The sequence below is a fragment of the Caballeronia sp. Lep1P3 genome, from assembly GCF_022879595.1.
GTDB lineage: Bacteria > Pseudomonadota > Gammaproteobacteria > Burkholderiales > Burkholderiaceae > Caballeronia.
Genome location: NZ_CP084265.1, coordinates 191,930 through 207,838, shown reverse-complemented (window position 1 = coordinate 207,838; position 15,909 = coordinate 191,930). Strand labels below are relative to the sequence as shown.

15 protein-coding genes are annotated in these 15,909 nt (G+C 63.2%); 6 read left to right on the top strand and 9 right to left on the bottom strand.

Translation table 11 applies throughout. The features are described 5' to 3' along the window. Positions 1–203: 203 nt before the first annotated feature. The 6 genes from fliF to LDZ27_RS00870 all read left to right on the top strand — a co-directional run bounded on the left by fliF (position 204) and on the right by LDZ27_RS00870 (position 7,146). Entirely contained in the window at positions 204–1,961 is a 1,758-nt protein-coding gene (gene fliF / locus LDZ27_RS00895) for a flagellar basal-body MS-ring/collar protein FliF (RefSeq protein WP_244814918.1), read from the top strand. After that, positions 1,951–2,946 carry a flagellar motor switch protein FliG gene (gene fliG / locus LDZ27_RS00890; protein ID WP_244814917.1) on the top strand — a complete coding sequence of 332 codons (996 nt, stop codon included), beginning with the start codon at positions 1,951–1,953 and terminating at the stop codon, positions 2,944–2,946. Before fliF ends, fliG begins: the two co-directional genes overlap by 11 nt. Next, entirely contained in the window at positions 2,939–3,616 is a 678-nt protein-coding gene (gene fliH, locus LDZ27_RS00885) for a flagellar assembly protein FliH (protein WP_244814916.1), read from the top strand. Before fliG ends, fliH begins: the two co-directional genes overlap by 8 nt. After that, positions 3,610–5,133, top strand: coding sequence for a flagellar protein export ATPase FliI (gene fliI / locus LDZ27_RS00880; protein WP_244814915.1), 1,524 nt, complete (start codon positions 3,610–3,612; stop codon positions 5,131–5,133). Before fliH ends, fliI begins: the two co-directional genes overlap by 7 nt. Positions 5,134–5,194: 61 nt before the next feature. Further along, positions 5,195–5,644: a flagellar export protein FliJ gene (fliJ, locus tag LDZ27_RS00875; protein ID WP_244814914.1), complete on the top strand. Its 450-nt coding sequence runs from the start codon at positions 5,195–5,197 to the stop codon at positions 5,642–5,644. Between the two features lie 62 nt (positions 5,645–5,706). Beyond that, positions 5,707–7,146 carry a flagellar hook-length control protein FliK gene (locus tag LDZ27_RS00870; protein ID WP_244814913.1) on the top strand — a complete coding sequence of 480 codons (1,440 nt, stop codon included), beginning with the start codon at positions 5,707–5,709 and terminating at the stop codon, positions 7,144–7,146. A gap of 706 nt (positions 7,147–7,852) precedes the next feature. On the opposite strand, the gene LDZ27_RS00865 is transcribed toward LDZ27_RS00870, so the two are convergent. From LDZ27_RS00865 to flgL, 9 genes are all read right to left on the bottom strand, one after another. Continuing rightward, complete coding sequence (locus LDZ27_RS00865; RefSeq protein ID WP_370653380.1) at positions 7,853–9,124, bottom strand: IS256 family transposase; 1,272 nt, start codon at positions 9,122–9,124, stop codon at positions 7,853–7,855. A 115-nt stretch (positions 9,125–9,239) separates the two neighbouring features. Next, entirely contained in the window at positions 9,240–10,031 is a 792-nt protein-coding gene (fliR, locus tag LDZ27_RS00860) for a flagellar biosynthetic protein FliR (RefSeq protein WP_244814912.1), read from the bottom strand. 7 nt (positions 10,032–10,038) lie between these two features. Continuing rightward, positions 10,039–10,308 carry a flagellar biosynthesis protein FliQ gene (gene fliQ / locus LDZ27_RS00855; protein ID WP_008352562.1) on the bottom strand — a complete coding sequence of 90 codons (270 nt, stop codon included), beginning with the start codon at positions 10,306–10,308 and terminating at the stop codon, positions 10,039–10,041. Positions 10,309–10,319: 11 nt separating this feature from the next. Next, positions 10,320–11,090: a flagellar type III secretion system pore protein FliP gene (gene fliP / locus LDZ27_RS00850; RefSeq protein WP_244814911.1), complete on the bottom strand. Its 771-nt coding sequence runs from the start codon at positions 11,088–11,090 to the stop codon at positions 10,320–10,322. Between the two features lie 260 nt (positions 11,091–11,350). Then, entirely contained in the window at positions 11,351–11,863 is a 513-nt protein-coding gene (fliO, locus tag LDZ27_RS00845; protein ID WP_244814910.1) for a flagellar biosynthetic protein FliO, read from the bottom strand. After that, positions 11,860–12,294, bottom strand: coding sequence for a flagellar motor switch protein FliN (gene fliN, locus LDZ27_RS00840; RefSeq protein WP_244814909.1), 435 nt, complete (start codon positions 12,292–12,294; stop codon positions 11,860–11,862). Before fliN ends, fliO begins: the two co-directional genes overlap by 4 nt. Beyond that, a complete protein-coding gene (gene fliM, locus LDZ27_RS00835) occupies positions 12,287–13,285 on the bottom strand; it encodes a flagellar motor switch protein FliM (protein WP_244814908.1) in 999 nt (332 codons plus the stop codon). The genes fliN and fliM overlap by 8 nt, the downstream gene beginning before the upstream one ends. Positions 13,286–13,319: 34 nt before the next feature. Next, positions 13,320–13,811: a flagellar basal body-associated protein FliL gene (gene fliL, locus LDZ27_RS00830; protein WP_244814907.1), complete on the bottom strand. Its 492-nt coding sequence runs from the start codon at positions 13,809–13,811 to the stop codon at positions 13,320–13,322. An 862-nt stretch (positions 13,812–14,673) separates the two neighbouring features. Next, complete coding sequence (flgL, locus tag LDZ27_RS00825; protein WP_244814906.1) at positions 14,674–15,909, bottom strand: flagellar hook-associated protein FlgL; 1,236 nt, start codon at positions 15,907–15,909, stop codon at positions 14,674–14,676.

The following is a 15,909-nucleotide window of genomic DNA, read 5'->3' as shown; positions in this document are numbered from 1 at the left end:
TGAAAAGCCTCGTCCGGGTATGAAAAAGATTAGCAGCGGGCCCGTTTCCAAAGCGTGCGAAGAACGGGGAAAACCCCGCTCTATTCACCGAATCGACTTGCAATGTTGTGCGGATAATCCCCATCGTGAAAAGACTTCCTCAGCCGCTTAACGAAAACGCGGCGGCGCAGGAAGGCGCAAAAGATTCGGAGCTTCGACGCTAAATGGAAACGCCCAACAATTCATTGATCACGCCCGACGCCAGAATGGGCCTGGCGGGTGCGCAGCCCGGCGCGGCCGCGGCGCCCGCCGCGGGCTCGCTCGGCGGCGGCTTCGCGCAGCGCGTGCCGATGCTCTCGCAGTTCCGCTCGAACCCGCGCGTGCCGCTGATCATCGCGGTCGCGGTGCTCGCGATGGTCGTCGCCGGTCTCGTCATGTGGTCGCGCCAGCCGGATTACCGCGTGCTCTTCAGCAATCTGTCGGATCGCGACGGCGGCGCAATCGTTACCGCGCTCCAGCAGGGCAACATTCCGTACAAGCTCTCCGACGGCGGCGGGGCGATCCTCGTGCCGGCCGAGCAGGTTCACGAAACGCGTCTGCGTCTCGCGAGCCAGGGCCTGCCGAAGAACGGCTCGGTCGGCTTCGAGCTGATGGACAACCAGAAGTTCGGCATCAGCCAGTTCGCCGAGCAGATCAACTATCAGCGCGCGCTCGAAGGCGAGCTGGAGCGCACCATCGGCTCCATTTCGTCGGTGAAGTCGGCGCGCGTGCATCTGGCCATTCCGAAGCCGAGCGTCTTCGTGCGCGACAAGGAACTGCCGACCGCCTCCGTGCTCATCAACCTGTATCCGGGCCGCGTGCTGGACGAAGGCCAGGTGCTCGCGATCGCGCACATGGTGTCGTCGGGCGTGCCGGACATGCCGGTGCGCAACGTGAACATCGTCGATCAGGACGGCAACCTGCTCACGAGCCAGAGCGCGGTGAATGGCCTCGATGCGTCGCAACTGAAGTACGTGCAGCAGATCGAGCACAACACGCAAAAGCGCATCGACGCGATCCTCGCGCCGCTCTTCGGCGCCGGCAATGCGCGCTCGCAGGTGAGCGCCGACATCGACTTCTCGAAGCTCGAGCAGACCGCCGAGAGCTACGGCCCGAACGCCAATCCGCAAAGCACGGCGATTCGCAGCCAGCAGTCGAGCGAATCGAGCGAAACGTCGGGCAGCGGCGCGTCGGGCGTGCCGGGCGCGCTCTCGAATCAGCCGCCGCAGCCGGCTTCCGCGCCGATCGACGCGGCGGCATCGGGGGCGGCCGCGACGAAAGCCACGCCGACGAATCTGCGCAAGGACACGACGACCAACTACGAAGTCGATCGCACCGTGCGCCACTTCGAGCAGGCGACGGGCGGCATCAAGCGTCTGTCGGTCGCGGTGGTCGTCAATTACGAAAGGCAGATCGACGCGAAGGGCAAGGTCACGATGACGCCGCTCACCGCCGACAAGCTCGCGCAAGTGCAGCAGCTCGTGAAGGACGCGATGGGCTTCGACGAAAAGCGCGGCGATTCGGTGAACGTGGTCAACAGCGCATTTTCGTCGGACCTCGACGCGACGCCGGACGTCCCGTGGTGGCGCACGCCCGACATGATCGCGCGCGGCATTTCGCTCGCGAAGTACGTGGGCATCGGCATCGTCGCGCTGTTCCTCTACTTCAGCATGGTGAAGCCGGCGATGCGCCGCGCGTTCCCGCCGCCCGAACCCGCCGCGCCCTCGCTCGGCTCGCCGGACGACCTCTCTGTGCTGGACGGCCCTTCTTTCAACGGCGAGAAGAAGGACGATGAAGACAAGGATGCCGAGGTGAATCTCCTCGGTCATGAAAGCAACAAGGCGAAATTCGATCGCAATCTCGACTACGCGCGGATGATCGCGCGTCAGGACGCGAGAATCGTCGCGACGGTCGTCAAGAACTGGGTGTCCGATGAACGCTGAAGGCCTGAATAAAGCCGCCCTCCTGCTGATGTCGATCGGCGAGGAAGAAGCCGCCGACGTTTTCAAGTATCTCGCCCCGCGCGAGGTGCAGAAGATCGGCGCGACGATGGCGTCGCTCAAGAACGTGACCCGCGAGCAGCTCGACAACGTGCTGACCGAGTTCGTCGTGGAAGCGGAAAAACACACCGCGCTCTCGCTGGATTCGAGCGAATACATCCGCACCGTGCTGACGAAGGCGCTCGGCGAAACCAAGGCCGGCGCGCTCATCGACCGCATTCTGCAAGGCAGCGACACGAGCGGCATCGAAGGCCTGAAGTGGATGGACTCGGGCGCGGTCGCGGAACTCATCAAGAACGAGCATCCGCAGATCATCGCGACGATCCTCGTGCATCTGGACCGCGATCAGGCGTCGGAAATCGTGGCGCTTCTGACCGACCGCCTGCGCAACGACGTGCTGCTGCGCATCGCGACGCTCGACGGCATTCAGCCCGCCGCGCTGCGCGAACTCGACGACGTGCTGACGACGCTCCTCTCCGGCAGCGACAACCTGAAGCGCGCGCCGATGGGCGGCATCCGCACGGCGGCGGAAATTCTCAACTTCATGTCGAGCAATCACGAAGAAGGCGTGCTGTCGAACGTGCGCGAATACGACGCCGAACTCGCGCAGAAGATCATCGACCAGATGTTCGTGTTCGAGAACCTGCTCGACCTGGAAGACCGCGCGATCCAGTTGCTGCTGAAGGAAGTGGAATCCGAAACGCTGATCGTCTCGCTCAAGGGCGCGCAGCCGGGACTGCGTCAGAAGTTCCTGTCGAACATGTCGCAGCGCGCGGCCGAACTGCTCGCGGAAGACCTCGATTCGCGCGGTCCGGTGCGCGTCTCGGAAGTGGAGCAGCAGCAGCGCAAGATTCTGCAAATCGTGCGCAATCTCGCAGAAAACGGCCAGATCCAGCTAGGCGGCAAGGCGGAGGACGCGTATGTCTGACGCGGCCCGCACGCAGAACGGGAAGGCGCAGGTCTCAGCGTATCAGCGCTGGGAGATGGCGTCGTTCGATCCCGTCACCGTCGACAACAGCGCGGCGGACCAGGCGGCGCTCGAAGCGCATCTGCGCCGCGTCGAGGAAGACGCGCACGCGCAAGGGCTCGCGAAGGGCCACGTCGCGGGTCAGGCGCACGGCTTCAAGGCGGGCTTCGAACAAGGCAACGCGAAGGGTTTCGAAGAGGGCCGCAAGGAAGCGCTCGCAGAGGCCGCGCAACTCGCGCAGATCGCCGATACGTTCAGGACCGCGCTGCAGGCCGCCGATGCCGCCATCGCGGAGACGCTCGCCGCGCTCGCCATCGATATCGCGCAGCAGGTCGTGCGTCAGCATCTCGCGCTCGATCCGACCGCGCTCGTCGCCGTCGCGCGCGAAGTGATCGCGGCCGAGCCGGAGCTTTCGGGCGCGCCGACGCTCGTCGTGAGTCCGGCGGATTTGCCCGTCGTCGACTCGTATCTGAAGGAAGAACTCGAAGCCGCCGGCTGGACCGTGCGTCCGGACCCGGCCATCGAACGCGGCGGCTGCAAGGCGCACGCCGCAACCGGCGAAGTCGACGCGACCAACGCATCGCGCTGGGAACGCGTCGCCGCCGCGCTCGGGAGGAACAAGCCGTGGTGAACAACCGGATCACGCAGGACGGATTCTCGGCGCTGGAACAGGAAATCGCGCGCGCGTCGTTCGGGCCGCTCGCGAGCGATGTCAACGGCGACGACACGCCCGATGCGCATGCCGCGCGCACCATCGCCGAGCTCGCGCAGCTCGCCGGCAATCCGCACATCGACGCGTGGCGCGAGAAGCTCGACGCGATGAAATCGCGCAACGCGATCGCGAGGCCCCTGCGTCCATGCGGGCGGCTCACGCGCGCGGCGGGTCTCGTGCTCGAAGCGGTCGGCCTGAAGATGGGCGTCGGCTCCGAATGCATGATCGAGCTGCCGCCCGGCAGCGCGATTCCGACCGCCGAAGCCGAAGTCGTGGGCTTCGCGGGCGACAAGCTCTTTCTGATGCCGACGACCGAAGTCGCGGGCCTCTTGCCCGGCGCGCGCGTCTATCCGCTCGAAAGCGCGCCGATCAACGATCCGATGGCGGGCGCGAAGCGTCTTCCTGTCGGCTGGGAAATGCTCGGCCGCGTGGTCGATGCGTCCGGGCGTCCGCTCGACGGTCTCGGGCCGCTCGGCGCGAAAGTCGATGCGCCGCTCGCCGGGCCGGTCATCAATCCGCTCAACCGCGAGCCGATCCACAAGGTGCTCGATGTCGGCGTGCGCGCGATCAACTCGCTGCTCACCGTCGGGCGCGGACAGCGCATGGGCCTCTTCGCGGGCTCGGGCGTCGGTAAATCGGTGCTGCTCGGCACGATGGCGCGCTACACGAGCGCCGAAGTCATCGTGATCGGGCTGATCGGCGAGCGTGGCCGCGAAGTGAAGGAATTCATCGAGCAGATTCTGGGCGAGGACGGACTCGCGCGCTCGGTCGTCGTCGCGGCGCCCGCGGACGTGTCGCCGGTGCTGCGCATGCAGGCCGCCGCGTACACGACCTCGCTCGCCGAATATTTCCGCGATCAGGGCAAACACGTTCTGATGCTGATGGATTCGCTCACGCGCTACGCGATGGCGCAGCGCGAAATCGCGCTCGCGATTGGCGAGCCGCCCGCGACGAAGGGCTATCCGCCATCCGTGTTCGCGAAGCTGCCGGCGCTCGTCGAACGCACGGGCAACGGACCGGAAGGCGGCGGGTCCATTACCGCGTTCTACACGGTGCTGACCGAAGGCGACGACCAGCAGGACCCGATCGCCGATTCCGCCCGCGCGATTCTCGACGGCCATATCGTGCTGAACCGGTCGCTGGCGGAGGCGGGACATTACCCGGCCATCGACATCGAACAGTCGATCAGCCGCGTGATGACGTCGATCATCGACGACAAGCATCTCGAGCGCGTGCGTCTCTTCAAGCAGATGCTCTCGCGCTATCAGCGCAACCGCGATCTCATCAACGTGGGCGCGTATTCGAGCGGACGCGATGCGCTGCTCGACCGCGCGATTGCGCTGTATCCGCGCATGGAGCAGTTTTTACAGCAAGGCTTCCGCGAGCAGGCAAATTTTGAACCGAGCCTCGATTTGCTGCACAGGCTTTTCGACTAGTATTCGAGCCATTCCTCATAAGAACGCGTAGCACACGAAGACCACAGAGACCGCCACGTTCATGTCCAAAAATCTGCCGATCAACACACTCATCGAGCTTGCGCAGGAAGAACTCGACGCCGTCACCAAGAAGCTCGGGAAACTGCAGCAGGAACGCAACGACATCGAGGCGCAGATGAATTCGCTCGTGACTTATCGCGACGAATATCACGCGCGTTTCACGGCGTCGGCGCAGCAAGGCACGACCGCGCAGACGCTGCGCAACTTCCAGGCATTCGTCGATACGCTCGATGCCGCGATCGCGCAGCAGCGCACGGCGCTTCTGATGGCCGACCAGCGCATCGAGGCGGCGAAACCCGAATGGCGGATGAAGAAGCAGAAAGTGGGCAGCTACGAAGTGCTGGCCGCGCGCGGCGAGGCGATTCTCGCGAAGCAAGCGGCGCGCGTAGAACAGCGCGAAGCGGACGAGCATGCGGCCAAGGTGCTGCGCATGCGCGCCCAGCGAGCCTGATGATTTAGCGGCGCTTTGCCGCGTGTATTTGTATTTCACTTACCGGATCCAAGAGGCCGAACATGTCCTCCGTTACTTCAATCGGCGCGCAGACGGGCGCAACATCGTCGAGCGCATTGGCCGCGAAGCGTGCGGCAAGCGCGGGCGCGTCGTTCGGGCTGACGCTGCAGGGCATCACCGACCGCGCCAACGCGGAAGCGCTCGCCGCGCAAACGCTCGCAGCGGGCGATAAATCGAGCGTGCACGACGCGCCCAAGCCCGACGACAACGCGAGCGCCGCGAAACCGGGCGACGACGCGAAGGACGCGCAGGCTTCGTCGTCGGCGGATACGGGCGTAAAGACCGACGCCGCGCCGAAGCACGCGGAAGATGCGTCGAAGGATTCGCCGTCGAAGACGGCGGATTCAGCGAATGCCGCGAATTCCAGCGCTTCCGCTTCCGCTGCGTCTGCGGCAAAGGCAGCCGCCGACGCGAAGGCGCGCGCGGATGCCGCCAATGCCGGCGATGACGCCAACGATGCCACGCTGGCCGATCTCGCGGATGCGGCGAATGCTGCGGCGTCGGTGACATCGACGGATGGCGATGCATCGGCGACGGGCGAAACGAAGAAGTCCGACGATGCGAAATCGGCGGATGACGCTTTGCAAGCCGCGCTCGCCGCGATGACCGCTGCGCCCGCGAATGCGGCGGCGCTTCATGCGGCAGCGGGCGCCCAGACTGCCGGGAACGGCGTGAACGGAGCAAAAGAACAGACGCAGGGCGAATTGGCCGGCGCGGGCGCGAAAGGCGCTCGCGGCACGGGCCTGATCAGCGCTGCGTCGGACGATGCGAAAACCGCTGCGACAACGGCGCCCGCCACCGACGCTGCTGCGCTGACGACGGCACAGGCGGCGCAAGCGGCACAAGCGGCACAAGCGGCACAAGCGGCGCTTGCGCCTTCGGGTGACGGCGCGAGCGCTGCGTACAAGCAGGCGGCGGATGCGGCGGCGCATGCAGTGGCGATGCAGACGGCATCGGCGAATTCGGCGGTGTCGGCTCCGCAGGGCGAGATGACGGCGGCGACCAGCGCGGCGATTGCGCCGCATGTGGGCGCATCCGGCTGGGACGATGCGTTCAGCCAGAAGGTCGTGTTTCTGTCGAAGGGGGATCGGCAGAGCGCTGAATTGACGCTGAATCCGAAGGATCTCGGTCCGTTGCAGGTGACGCTGCAAGTCGCGGAGAACCACGCGCACGCGCTCTTCGTTTCGCAGCATGCGCAGGTGCGGGAGGCGGTCGAGGCTGCCATGCCGAAGCTGCGTGAGGCGATGGAGGCGAATGGCATCAGCCTCGGCAGCACCAGTGTTTCGGACGGGTCCGCGTTCGGGTTCGGGCGGCAGTCGCAGGGGGATGATCGTCGCGGGAATGAACGCGGGGCGCGTGGTTCTGTTGGTGGCGTTGTTGCCGGTGGCACGGCGGGGGTTTCAGTCCGGCGGACTGTGGGGCTTGTTGATACTTTTGCTTGAGGTTTTTGGGTTTTCTCGGTGCTTTTTTGTTGGCGCTTAGTTTTCGTGTCGGTCTGTTCGGTGTTTTGCTTCGGTGCTTATTTTCGTGTCGGTTTATTAGCGTTGCCCCTCCCCGGGGCGGGGGTCACTTTCTTTGCTGCTGCAAAGAAAGTAACCAAAGAAAGCAGCTTTCTAGCCCAAAGCACTTAATGTGTGGGCAGCTTGCGGAAAGAGCATTGGCACTCGGTGAATAAACAGCCTTGAATGACCTTCCACGCCCGCTGAGCGCCACGTCCTGCGAGCCCCTTGGCTCGCTAACACCCAGGGTTTGCAAGGGTAAGCGCGCTTGCTCGCGTTAGCGTCTACAGCAAGGAAACTGCCGGTGTCTCAAACGCCAATGCGGTTCGCTCCAACAGGCCCGAACCGCAGGCGAGAACGCGAAATGGGAGAGTGGTTTTGACGAGCCAAGCGGCTCGCAGGACGTGGCGCTCAGCGGGCGTGGAAGGTCATTCAAGGCTGTTTATTCACCGAGGGCCAATGCCTATTCGCAAGCTGCCCGCACGTTAGATGCTGCGGGCTTCAAAAAGCTGCTTTCTTTGGTCACTTTCTTTGTGTCGACCAGAGTTGGCGCTTTAGCGCCTTACTCTGGTCCCAAGCAAAGAAAGTGACTGCCGCCCCGCACAGGGGGAACCTATCCGCGTTTTTGTGGGCGAGGCGGTTAGCGGAGTTACCCGCGTGCGTTGGTAAAACGCTCTCCAAACAGAATAGCGAACTGGTTCATGGCGGAGGACCAGTCAAATGCCGCCCGTACCGACTTCGCCAGCACATTGCGCAATGCCAGCCAAAGCAGCTTGATGGCGGCCTCGTCGTTGGGGAAGTGGCCGCGCGTCCTGATGATCTTGCGCAGTTGCATGTTCAGACTCTCAATGGCATTGGTGGTGTACACCACCCGGCGTATCGCCGGGGGAAACACAAAGAACGGTGTGACGTTCTCCCATGCCCGTCGCCATGACTGCACGATGGTCGGATACTTCGCGCCCCATGGCCCTTCGGCAAAGGCCTCCAGCGCCTGCTGCGCGGCCTGTTCGCTGGCCGCCCCATAGATCGGACGCAACGCGGCGGCGACGCTTTTACGGTCCTTGTAGCTGGCGTATTCCAGGCTGTTGCGGATCAGGTGCACGATGCAGGTCTGCACGGCCGTGCGCGGGTACGCTGTGCCGATCGCCTCGGCCAGCCCCTTCAGGCCGTCGACGACCGCGATCAGGATGTCCTGGCAGCCCCTGGTCTTCAGTTCATTGAACACCTTCAGCCAGAACTTCGCGCCTTCGGTCTGCTCGATCCACAGGCCGAGCACGTCGCGCTGGCCGTCGGCCTGAATGCCCAGCGCCAGATACACCGCCTTGTTGCTCACCACGCCGTCGCCACGGATCTTCACGCGCAGCGCGTCGAAGAACACCACCGGGTACATCGCCTCGAGTGGACGGCTTTGCCAGGCCAGCGTTTCAGCCATCACCTCATCGGTGACCGAACTGATGAAATCGGGTGAGACCTCGGTGCCATAGCTTTCGGCCAGAAATGCCTGAATCTCGCGCACGCTCATGCCGCGTGCGTACATGGCGATGATGCGCTCGTCAAAGCCCGCGAAACGGCGCTCGTGCCTGGGAATCAGGATCGGCTCGAAGCTGCCTTCACGGTCGCGCGGCAGATCGACCCGCACCGCGCCGCGCTCGGTGATGACGGTCTTGCCGCTGGCGCCGTTGCGTTCATTGGTCTGCTCGGCAGGCTTGGGCTGGCCGGGCCGGTAGCCCAGATGCATGCTCATTTCCGCGCCCATCGCGCGTTCGATGAGCGCCTTGTTGAACGCCAGCATCAGGTCCTGGACCTCACCGGGCGTCATCGGACCCTTCACCAGCTCATCAAGCAGCGCTTCAGGCAACTCAGGCAGCGGCCCGCGGGCCGCTGCCTGAGACGCGACGGTGCGTTTCTTCTTCATCGGCATATCCATGACTTTTACCTCTCATGATATGCCTCGCCCACGGAATTACGGATAGGTCCCACAGGGGCAACGCCAATAGACCGACACCAAAACTAAGCACCAACAAAAAAATCTCTAACTAAAACCCCCCAACAACCCGCCCCACCTCCGCGATCCCCGCATCAAAAACCCGCAAAAAGAACGGCATCAAATTAGGCACCATAAGCTGCAAAAGCAGCAAACCCACGAGCATGGTGACAGGAAACCCAACCTGGAAAATCCCGATCTGCGGCGCAGCGCGATTAAGAATCCCGAGCGCCAGATTGGCGATGAGCAACGCCGCCACGATCGGCAGCGAAAGGAGCAGCCCGGTGCCGAAGATACTCCCGCCATAGCCGACGAGCACGCGCCAGCCCTGTGCATGCGATGCCGCCGCAACCACATTCGCCTCGATCGGCACGTTCTGGAACGTCGTGACAAGCGCGCCGATCAATTGCAGATGCCCGTCGAAGACGAGAAACGCCAGCATCGCGAGCGTGTTCAGATAGCGCGACACGACCACCGCATTGCCGCCCTCGCGCGGATCGTAGAGCATCGCGAAACCAAGGCCCATCTGCTGGCCGATGAACTCGCCCGCCGCATCGATCGCGGCGAAGGCAATCTGCATCGTCATGCCGATGGCCGCGCCAATCAGAAACTGATTCACGATGATCCAGATGCCCGCCGCCGAAAACACCGTCGCCTGCGGCATCGCGGGCAGCGTCGGCGCGACGATCAACGTGATGAACGCCGCGAGCGCAATCTTCACGCGCATCGGAATGGCCATGTGGCTCAGAACCGGCGCCGTCGCAATCAAGGCGAGAACGCGCACGAACGGCCACAGGAACGCGGTCAGCCAGCCGTTGAGCTGCGCATAGGTGACGGAGAACATCGATCGCTCAGCCCGTGATCGCGGGCGTGATGGTGAAGACGTGCCGCATGTAGTCGAGCAGCGTCGAGAGCATCCACGGACCCGCAATCACGAGCGTCACCGCAACGGCAATCAGCTTGGGAATGAACGAGAGCGTCGATTCGTTGATCTGCGTGGCCGCCTGAAAAAGGCTCACGACAAGACCCACCACCAGCGCCACCAGCAACAGCGGCGCGGCGAGCAGCAGCGCGACGTACATCGCCTGGTGCGCCATCGTCATGACGGATTCGGGTGTCATCTCGCGTCTCCTTACGATACGAAGCTCTGCGCGAGCGAGCCGATCAGCAACTGCCAGCCATCGACGAGCACGAACAGCATCAGCTTGAACGGCAGCGCGATCGTCGAGGGCGACACCATCATCATGCCCATCGACATCAGCACGCTCGCCACCACCATGTCGATGATGAGAAACGGAATGAAGATCGTGAAGCCGATCTGGAACCCGGTCTTCAACTCGCTCGTGATGAACGAAGGCACGAGCAGCGAGAGCGGCACGTCCTCGGGGCCGTTCATCGGCGGAGCCTTCGAAATGCGCGCGAACAGCGCGAGGTCCGATTCGCGCGTCTGCTTCAGCATGAACTGCTTGAACGGCGCGACGCCGCGCGTCATCGCCTGATCCATCGCGATCTGGCCTTCCGAGAACGGCTTGTAGGCGTCGTTGTAGGCCTTGTCCAGCACCGGCGACATCACGAAGAACGAGAGAAAGAGCGCGAGGCCGACCAGCACCTGATTCGGCGGCGTGCTGGAGGTGCCGAGCGCCTGACGCAGCAGCGACAGCACGATGATGATGCGCGTGAAGCTCGTCATCATCAGGACCATCGCGGGGAGGAACGAGAGCATCGTCAGCAGGAGCATCGTCTGCACGCTGAGCGAATACGTCGTGCCGCCGTTCGGGCCGGGGCTCGTGTTGAAGGCGGGCAGCCCCGCCGTGCTTTGCGCGAACGCGAGCATCGGCAATAGGCCGACGACGACCGGAACCGCGATCTTCACGCCGCGCACGATGTTACGACTGACCTGCATTACTTGCTCCCGCCTGCGATGTGCTTGATACGCCTGAGCGCGTTGCGAAGACGCTGCCCCTGGAAAATGACGAACGTGATAGCCATGAATTCCTGCCTCTTTCGATAGCGTGAATTGTTGACCATCCCTTCGCGAAACGATGGCGCGAACAGAAGGGAGATTCGGCGCCAACTCGCTCCATTGCGAAGGGCAGGTTCCTCGAATGAAAAACGGGCGTGGCCCTTGCGGAGCACGCCCGTCGTGTTGTTTCGAAAGCCGCGTTATTTGCCGGAGCCGACGAGCTTCTGGAGACGCTTGCTCGCTTCGCCGTGCATTGCATCGCGAAAGCGCTGGCCGAACGAGCCTTGCAGCGGCTGATCGGGCGACGCGGCCCGCTCGCCGATGCCGTCCACGTCGGCGGAACCGGCGGGCATCGTATGCAGAAGCCGCACGTTGCCCGGACCCGCGCCGAGCACGAGCCACGTATCGCCGACTTCGACGACCGCCACGCGCTCCTTGTTGCCGAGCGATGCGCCGCCGACCACCTTCACGAGCCCGCTGCGCTTGCCGCCCTGAAGCCCGAACTTGCGGGCGAGCCACGCGCAGCCGAACACGAAGCCGATCACGACGACGAGCCCGACGAGCGTTTGCAGCACCGCGCCGAAGCCGAGCGACGGCACCGCGCTTCCCGCGCCGACGCCCGACGCGATTTGCGCGGCATGATTGACGGCGTTCATGTCGGCTGCGCGCGCGACGAGCGGCGCTGCCAGAAACCCTGCGGCCAGGCGTTTCATCGATTCAGCTTCCGGATGCGTTCGGACGGCGTGATGATGTCCGTCAGGCGAATGCCGAACTTGTCGTTCACCACGACCACTTCGCCCTGCGCGATGAGACAGCCGTTCACCAGCACGTCCATCGGCTCGCCGGCGAGACCGTCGAGTTCCACGACCGAACCTTGCGCGAGTTGCAGCAGGTTGCGAATCGCGATCTTCGTGCGGCCGAGTTCCACCGTCATTTGCACGGGGATGTCGAGAATCATCTCGATGTCGTTGCGCGTCGAGGGTGCCGCCGCCTTGGAGAGCGGCTGGAACACGCCTGCCGACGTCACCGGCGTTTCGTTGCCGTTCTGTTCGGCGAGCGCGGCTGCCCAGTCGTCCATTGCCATTTCGTCGTCCGTCGAAACGGTCGCGCCCGGCTGCGTGCCTTCCTGCATCAAATCACTCATAACTACCTTCCTTCGAGGAATCGCTTGCGCTGATCATCTTCTGGACGCGCAGCGCGTATTGACCATTGAAAATTCCGTAGCCGCATTCCATGACGGGCACGCCATCCACCTTCGCGACGACGTGCTCGGGGATGTCGATCGGCAATACATCGCCCGCGCGCATGTTGAGCAGCTTTTCGAACGACGAGCGAATCTCCGCGAGATCGACCGTCAGCTCCACTTCCGCCGATTGCACCTGCTGCGACAGCACGCGCACCCAGCGGCGATCGACTTCGAGCGCTTCGCCCTGGATCGGCGACGAGAGCACATCGCGGATCGGCTCGATCATCGAGTACGGGAAGCAGATGTGCAGCGTGCCGCCCGTCGAGCCGAATTCGATCGTGAACTGCGTCACGATGACGATTTCGTTGGGCGTCGCGACGTTGGCGAACTGCGTGTGCATTTCCGAGCGCATGTATTCGAACTGCAGCGGGCGCACGCTGCGCCACGATGCCGAATAGTGTTCGAACACGAGATTGAGCAGCTTGTGGATGATGCGCTGTTCGGTCTGCGTGAACTCGCGGCCTTCGACGCGCGTATGAAAGCGCCCGTCGCCGCCGAAGAGATTGTCGACGACGAAGAACACGAGGTTCGGGTCGAACACGAACAGCGACGTGCCGCGCAACGGCTTCACATGGACCAGGTTCAGGTTGGTCGGAATCGGCAGATTGCGCGTGAATTCGCTGTATTTCTGCACCTTCACCGGCCCGACGGAGATTTCCGCGGAGCGCCGCATGAAGTTGAAGATGCCGACGCGCATGAGACGCGCGAAACGGTCGTTGATGATTTCGAGGCCGGGCATCCGGCCGCGGACGATGCGTTCCTGCGTCGCGATGTTGTACGGGCGCACGCCGACGGGTTTTTTCTCGTCGGACTCCTGGTCGATCTCGCCGGTGACGCCTTTGAGGAGGGCATCGACCTCCTCTTGCGACATGAACTCTTCGTGGCCCATGACTCTTTCCGTTGCTTGAGTGAAATACGGGCGCTTACTGAACGACGAATTCGGTGAAGAGCACTTCGTCGACGTGCGCGGGTTGATCGACGGTGCTGCCCGCCGTTTCGACGGCGGTGCGCAGTTCGCTTGCGAGCTTGCGCTTGCCGTCGATGGTGGCGAGCTCTTCGGGATGCTTCGCCGAGAGCAGCAGCAGCACGCGGCTGCGGATTTCCGGCATGCGCTCGGTGAGCGCGGCCTGCGCTTTTTCGTTCTTGAGCTTGAGCGTAAGGCCGACGCGCAGGTAATGCATGATGCCGTCGTCGGCTTGCAGGTTGACGGTCAGCGAATCGAGCGGGAAGAACACGGGCGGCGGCACGGGCACGGGTTTCGCGGCCCCGTGACCGGTCTTGCCGATGACGAAGTACGCGGTTCCTGCGCCGGCGCCGAGAAGCGCGGTCGCCCCGATGGCGATGATCAGAATGCGTTTGAGCTTGCCGTTCTTCGCGGGAACGATGGGTTGCTGGTTTGCGGTCGTGGTAGCCATGAATGCGTGCCTCTTTCGATAGGGTGCATTGTTCGCTATCGCGGGGGGGCGTGATGGGTTGAACAGAGGGGGTTTTTGGGGCGAATTCGGGAGTTGAACAGGGTGTTGCTCGTTTCTTTCCCCGGGGCGGGGGGGGGTGGTGCTTTTTTTGATGCTTAGTTTTTCGTGTCGGTCTGTTCGGTGCTTTGTTTCGGTGCTTAGTTTTCGCGTCGGTCTATTAGCGTTGCCCCTCCCCGGGGCGGGGGTCACTTTCTTTGCTGCTGCAAAGAAAGTAACCAAAGAGAGCAGCTTTTCGAGCCCGCAGCATCTAGCGTGTGAGCAGCTTCCGGCAAGACGGTGGCAATCTAACTAATCAACAGCCTTGAATGCTCTTCCACGCCCGCTGAGCGCCACGTCCTGCGAGCCCCTTGGCTCGCTAACACCCAGGGTTTGCAAGGGTAAGCGCGCTTGCTCGCGTTAGCGTCTACAGCAAGGAAACTGCCGGTGTCTCAAACGCCAATGCGGTTCGCTCCAACAGGCCCGAACCGCAGGCGAGAACGCGAAATGGGAGAGTGGTTTTGACGAGCCAAGCGGCTCGCAGGACGTGGCGCTCAGCGGGCGCGGAAGGTCATTCAAGGCTCTTTATTGGCTGAATGCCAATGCCGTTCCGGGAGCTGCCCACGCACTAGCTACTGCGGGCCGAGAAGCTGCTTTCTTTGGTTACTTTATTTGTGTCGACCAGAGTTGGCGCTTTAGCGCCTCACTCTGGTCCCAAGCAAAGAAAGCGACCCCCGCCCCGGGGAGGGGCAACGCTAATAAACCGACACGAAATCTAAGCACCGAAAAAGAAGCACCAAAAACCCAAGCACCAAGAAAAAACCCGTCAACTACTCAAATAATCAAACAACGACATCTTCTGAATCTGAGAAAAAGCCATCTGCGCGGCCTGAAGCGAATTCTGCGTCAACTCATACGAACTGATAGCAGAAACGAGATCGAGACTAGTGAGATTGGCGATATCGGAAGCCGTCTGCGTCTGACTGGTCTGCATGGCAGTCTGCGCAGACTGCACTTCCTGTTCGCGTCCGCCGACAACCGTCTGCGCCGACAGCACATTGTTGAACGTATTGCCGATCTTCGTGCCCGCCGTCGTCAGCGCGTTGGTGAGCGTGGCCTGCGCCGCGGGAGAACCCGTCGGCTGCTTGAGCGCATTCACCAAATTGTCGAGCGTCGCGAAAATGTCGTTGTTGCCCGACGCCGCGGGCTGCACCGTGAACGAATCGCCATCGCTCGGCGTGCCGTCGATCGTCACCTTCTGGCCGCCCAGCGTGATGTCGGTCTTGCCCGTGTAGGCGGTCGGCGTCGTCGGCAGCGATGCGTCCGCCGGCTGGGCCGCCACCGTGTAGCCCATCGTGCCGGTGGTCGCGTCCATGGCGAACTGGATCGTGTACGTGCTCGCGTTCTTCGGATCGCTCGCGTCCGACACGCTCACCGCGCTGATCGTGCCCGTGCCCTTGTTCGAAGCCGCGCTCGATACGGGATCGCTCTCCGTCGGCGACACGCTGCCGAAAATCGATACGCCCGTGTCGCCCACGGCGATCGAACGTCCCTCGCTGATCTGCACCGTGCGCTGGCCGAGATCGCCCGAATACGTCGTGCCGACGCCCGACGGGTCGTCGGAGAACGGCTGCGTGCCGCCCTTCAGGCCGGAAAAGATGTAGTTGCCGCCGCTATCCGTGGTGTTCGCCAAGCCGAAAAGCTGGTCGCGGTAGCCCTGAATCGCGTTCGCCACCGATATGCGGTCCGCGTCCGTGAGCGAGCCGTCGCCCGCCTGCACGAGCTTCGACTGAATGCTCTGCAGCACGTTGCTGACGTCGCCGAGCGTCGAATCTTCCTGCTGCAGCGACGAAAGCGCCGTCGTCTGGTTCGAGCTGTATTGCGTGAGCGCGCCGCTTCGCATCGTGAGCTGCACGGCCTGCGCCGCGCCGAGCGGATCGTCCGATGCCGTCAGAATGCGCTTGCCCGACGAGATCTGCTGATACATCGACGCGAGCGTGCTCTGCTGGTCGCTCATCGAAGCGACGTTCATGTTGAAGTACTGGGAGCTGGAAATACGCAT

Coding starts and splice junctions, on each gene's coding strand:
- fliF (WP_244814918.1), top strand. CDS start 204: ATGGAAACGCCCAACAATTCATTGATCACGCCCGACGCCAGAATGGGC.
- fliG (WP_244814917.1), top strand. CDS start 1,951: ATGAACGCTGAAGGCCTGAATAAAGCCGCCCTCCTGCTGATGTCGATC.
- fliH (WP_244814916.1), top strand. CDS start 2,939: ATGTCTGACGCGGCCCGCACGCAGAACGGGAAGGCGCAGGTCTCAGCG.
- fliJ (WP_244814914.1), top strand. CDS start 5,195: ATGTCCAAAAATCTGCCGATCAACACACTCATCGAGCTTGCGCAGGAA.
- LDZ27_RS00870 (WP_244814913.1), top strand. CDS start 5,707: ATGTCCTCCGTTACTTCAATCGGCGCGCAGACGGGCGCAACATCGTCG.
- LDZ27_RS00865 (WP_370653380.1), bottom strand. CDS start 9,124: ATGCCGATGAAGAAGAAACGCACCGTCGCGTCTCAGGCAGCGGCCCGC.
- fliR (WP_244814912.1), bottom strand. CDS start 10,031: ATGTTCTCCGTCACCTATGCGCAGCTCAACGGCTGGCTGACCGCGTTC.
- fliQ (WP_008352562.1), bottom strand. CDS start 10,308: ATGACACCCGAATCCGTCATGACGATGGCGCACCAGGCGATGTACGTC.
- fliP (WP_244814911.1), bottom strand. CDS start 11,090: ATGCAGGTCAGTCGTAACATCGTGCGCGGCGTGAAGATCGCGGTTCCG.
- fliO (WP_244814910.1), bottom strand. CDS start 11,863: ATGAAACGCCTGGCCGCAGGGTTTCTGGCAGCGCCGCTCGTCGCGCGC.
- fliN (WP_244814909.1), bottom strand. CDS start 12,294: ATGAGTGATTTGATGCAGGAAGGCACGCAGCCGGGCGCGACCGTTTCG.
- fliM (WP_244814908.1), bottom strand. CDS start 13,285: ATGGGCCACGAAGAGTTCATGTCGCAAGAGGAGGTCGATGCCCTCCTC.
- fliL (WP_244814907.1), bottom strand. CDS start 13,811: ATGGCTACCACGACCGCAAACCAGCAACCCATCGTTCCCGCGAAGAAC.
- flgL (WP_244814906.1), bottom strand. CDS start 15,909: ATGCGTATTTCCAGCTCCCAGTACTTCAACATGAACGTCGCTTCGATG.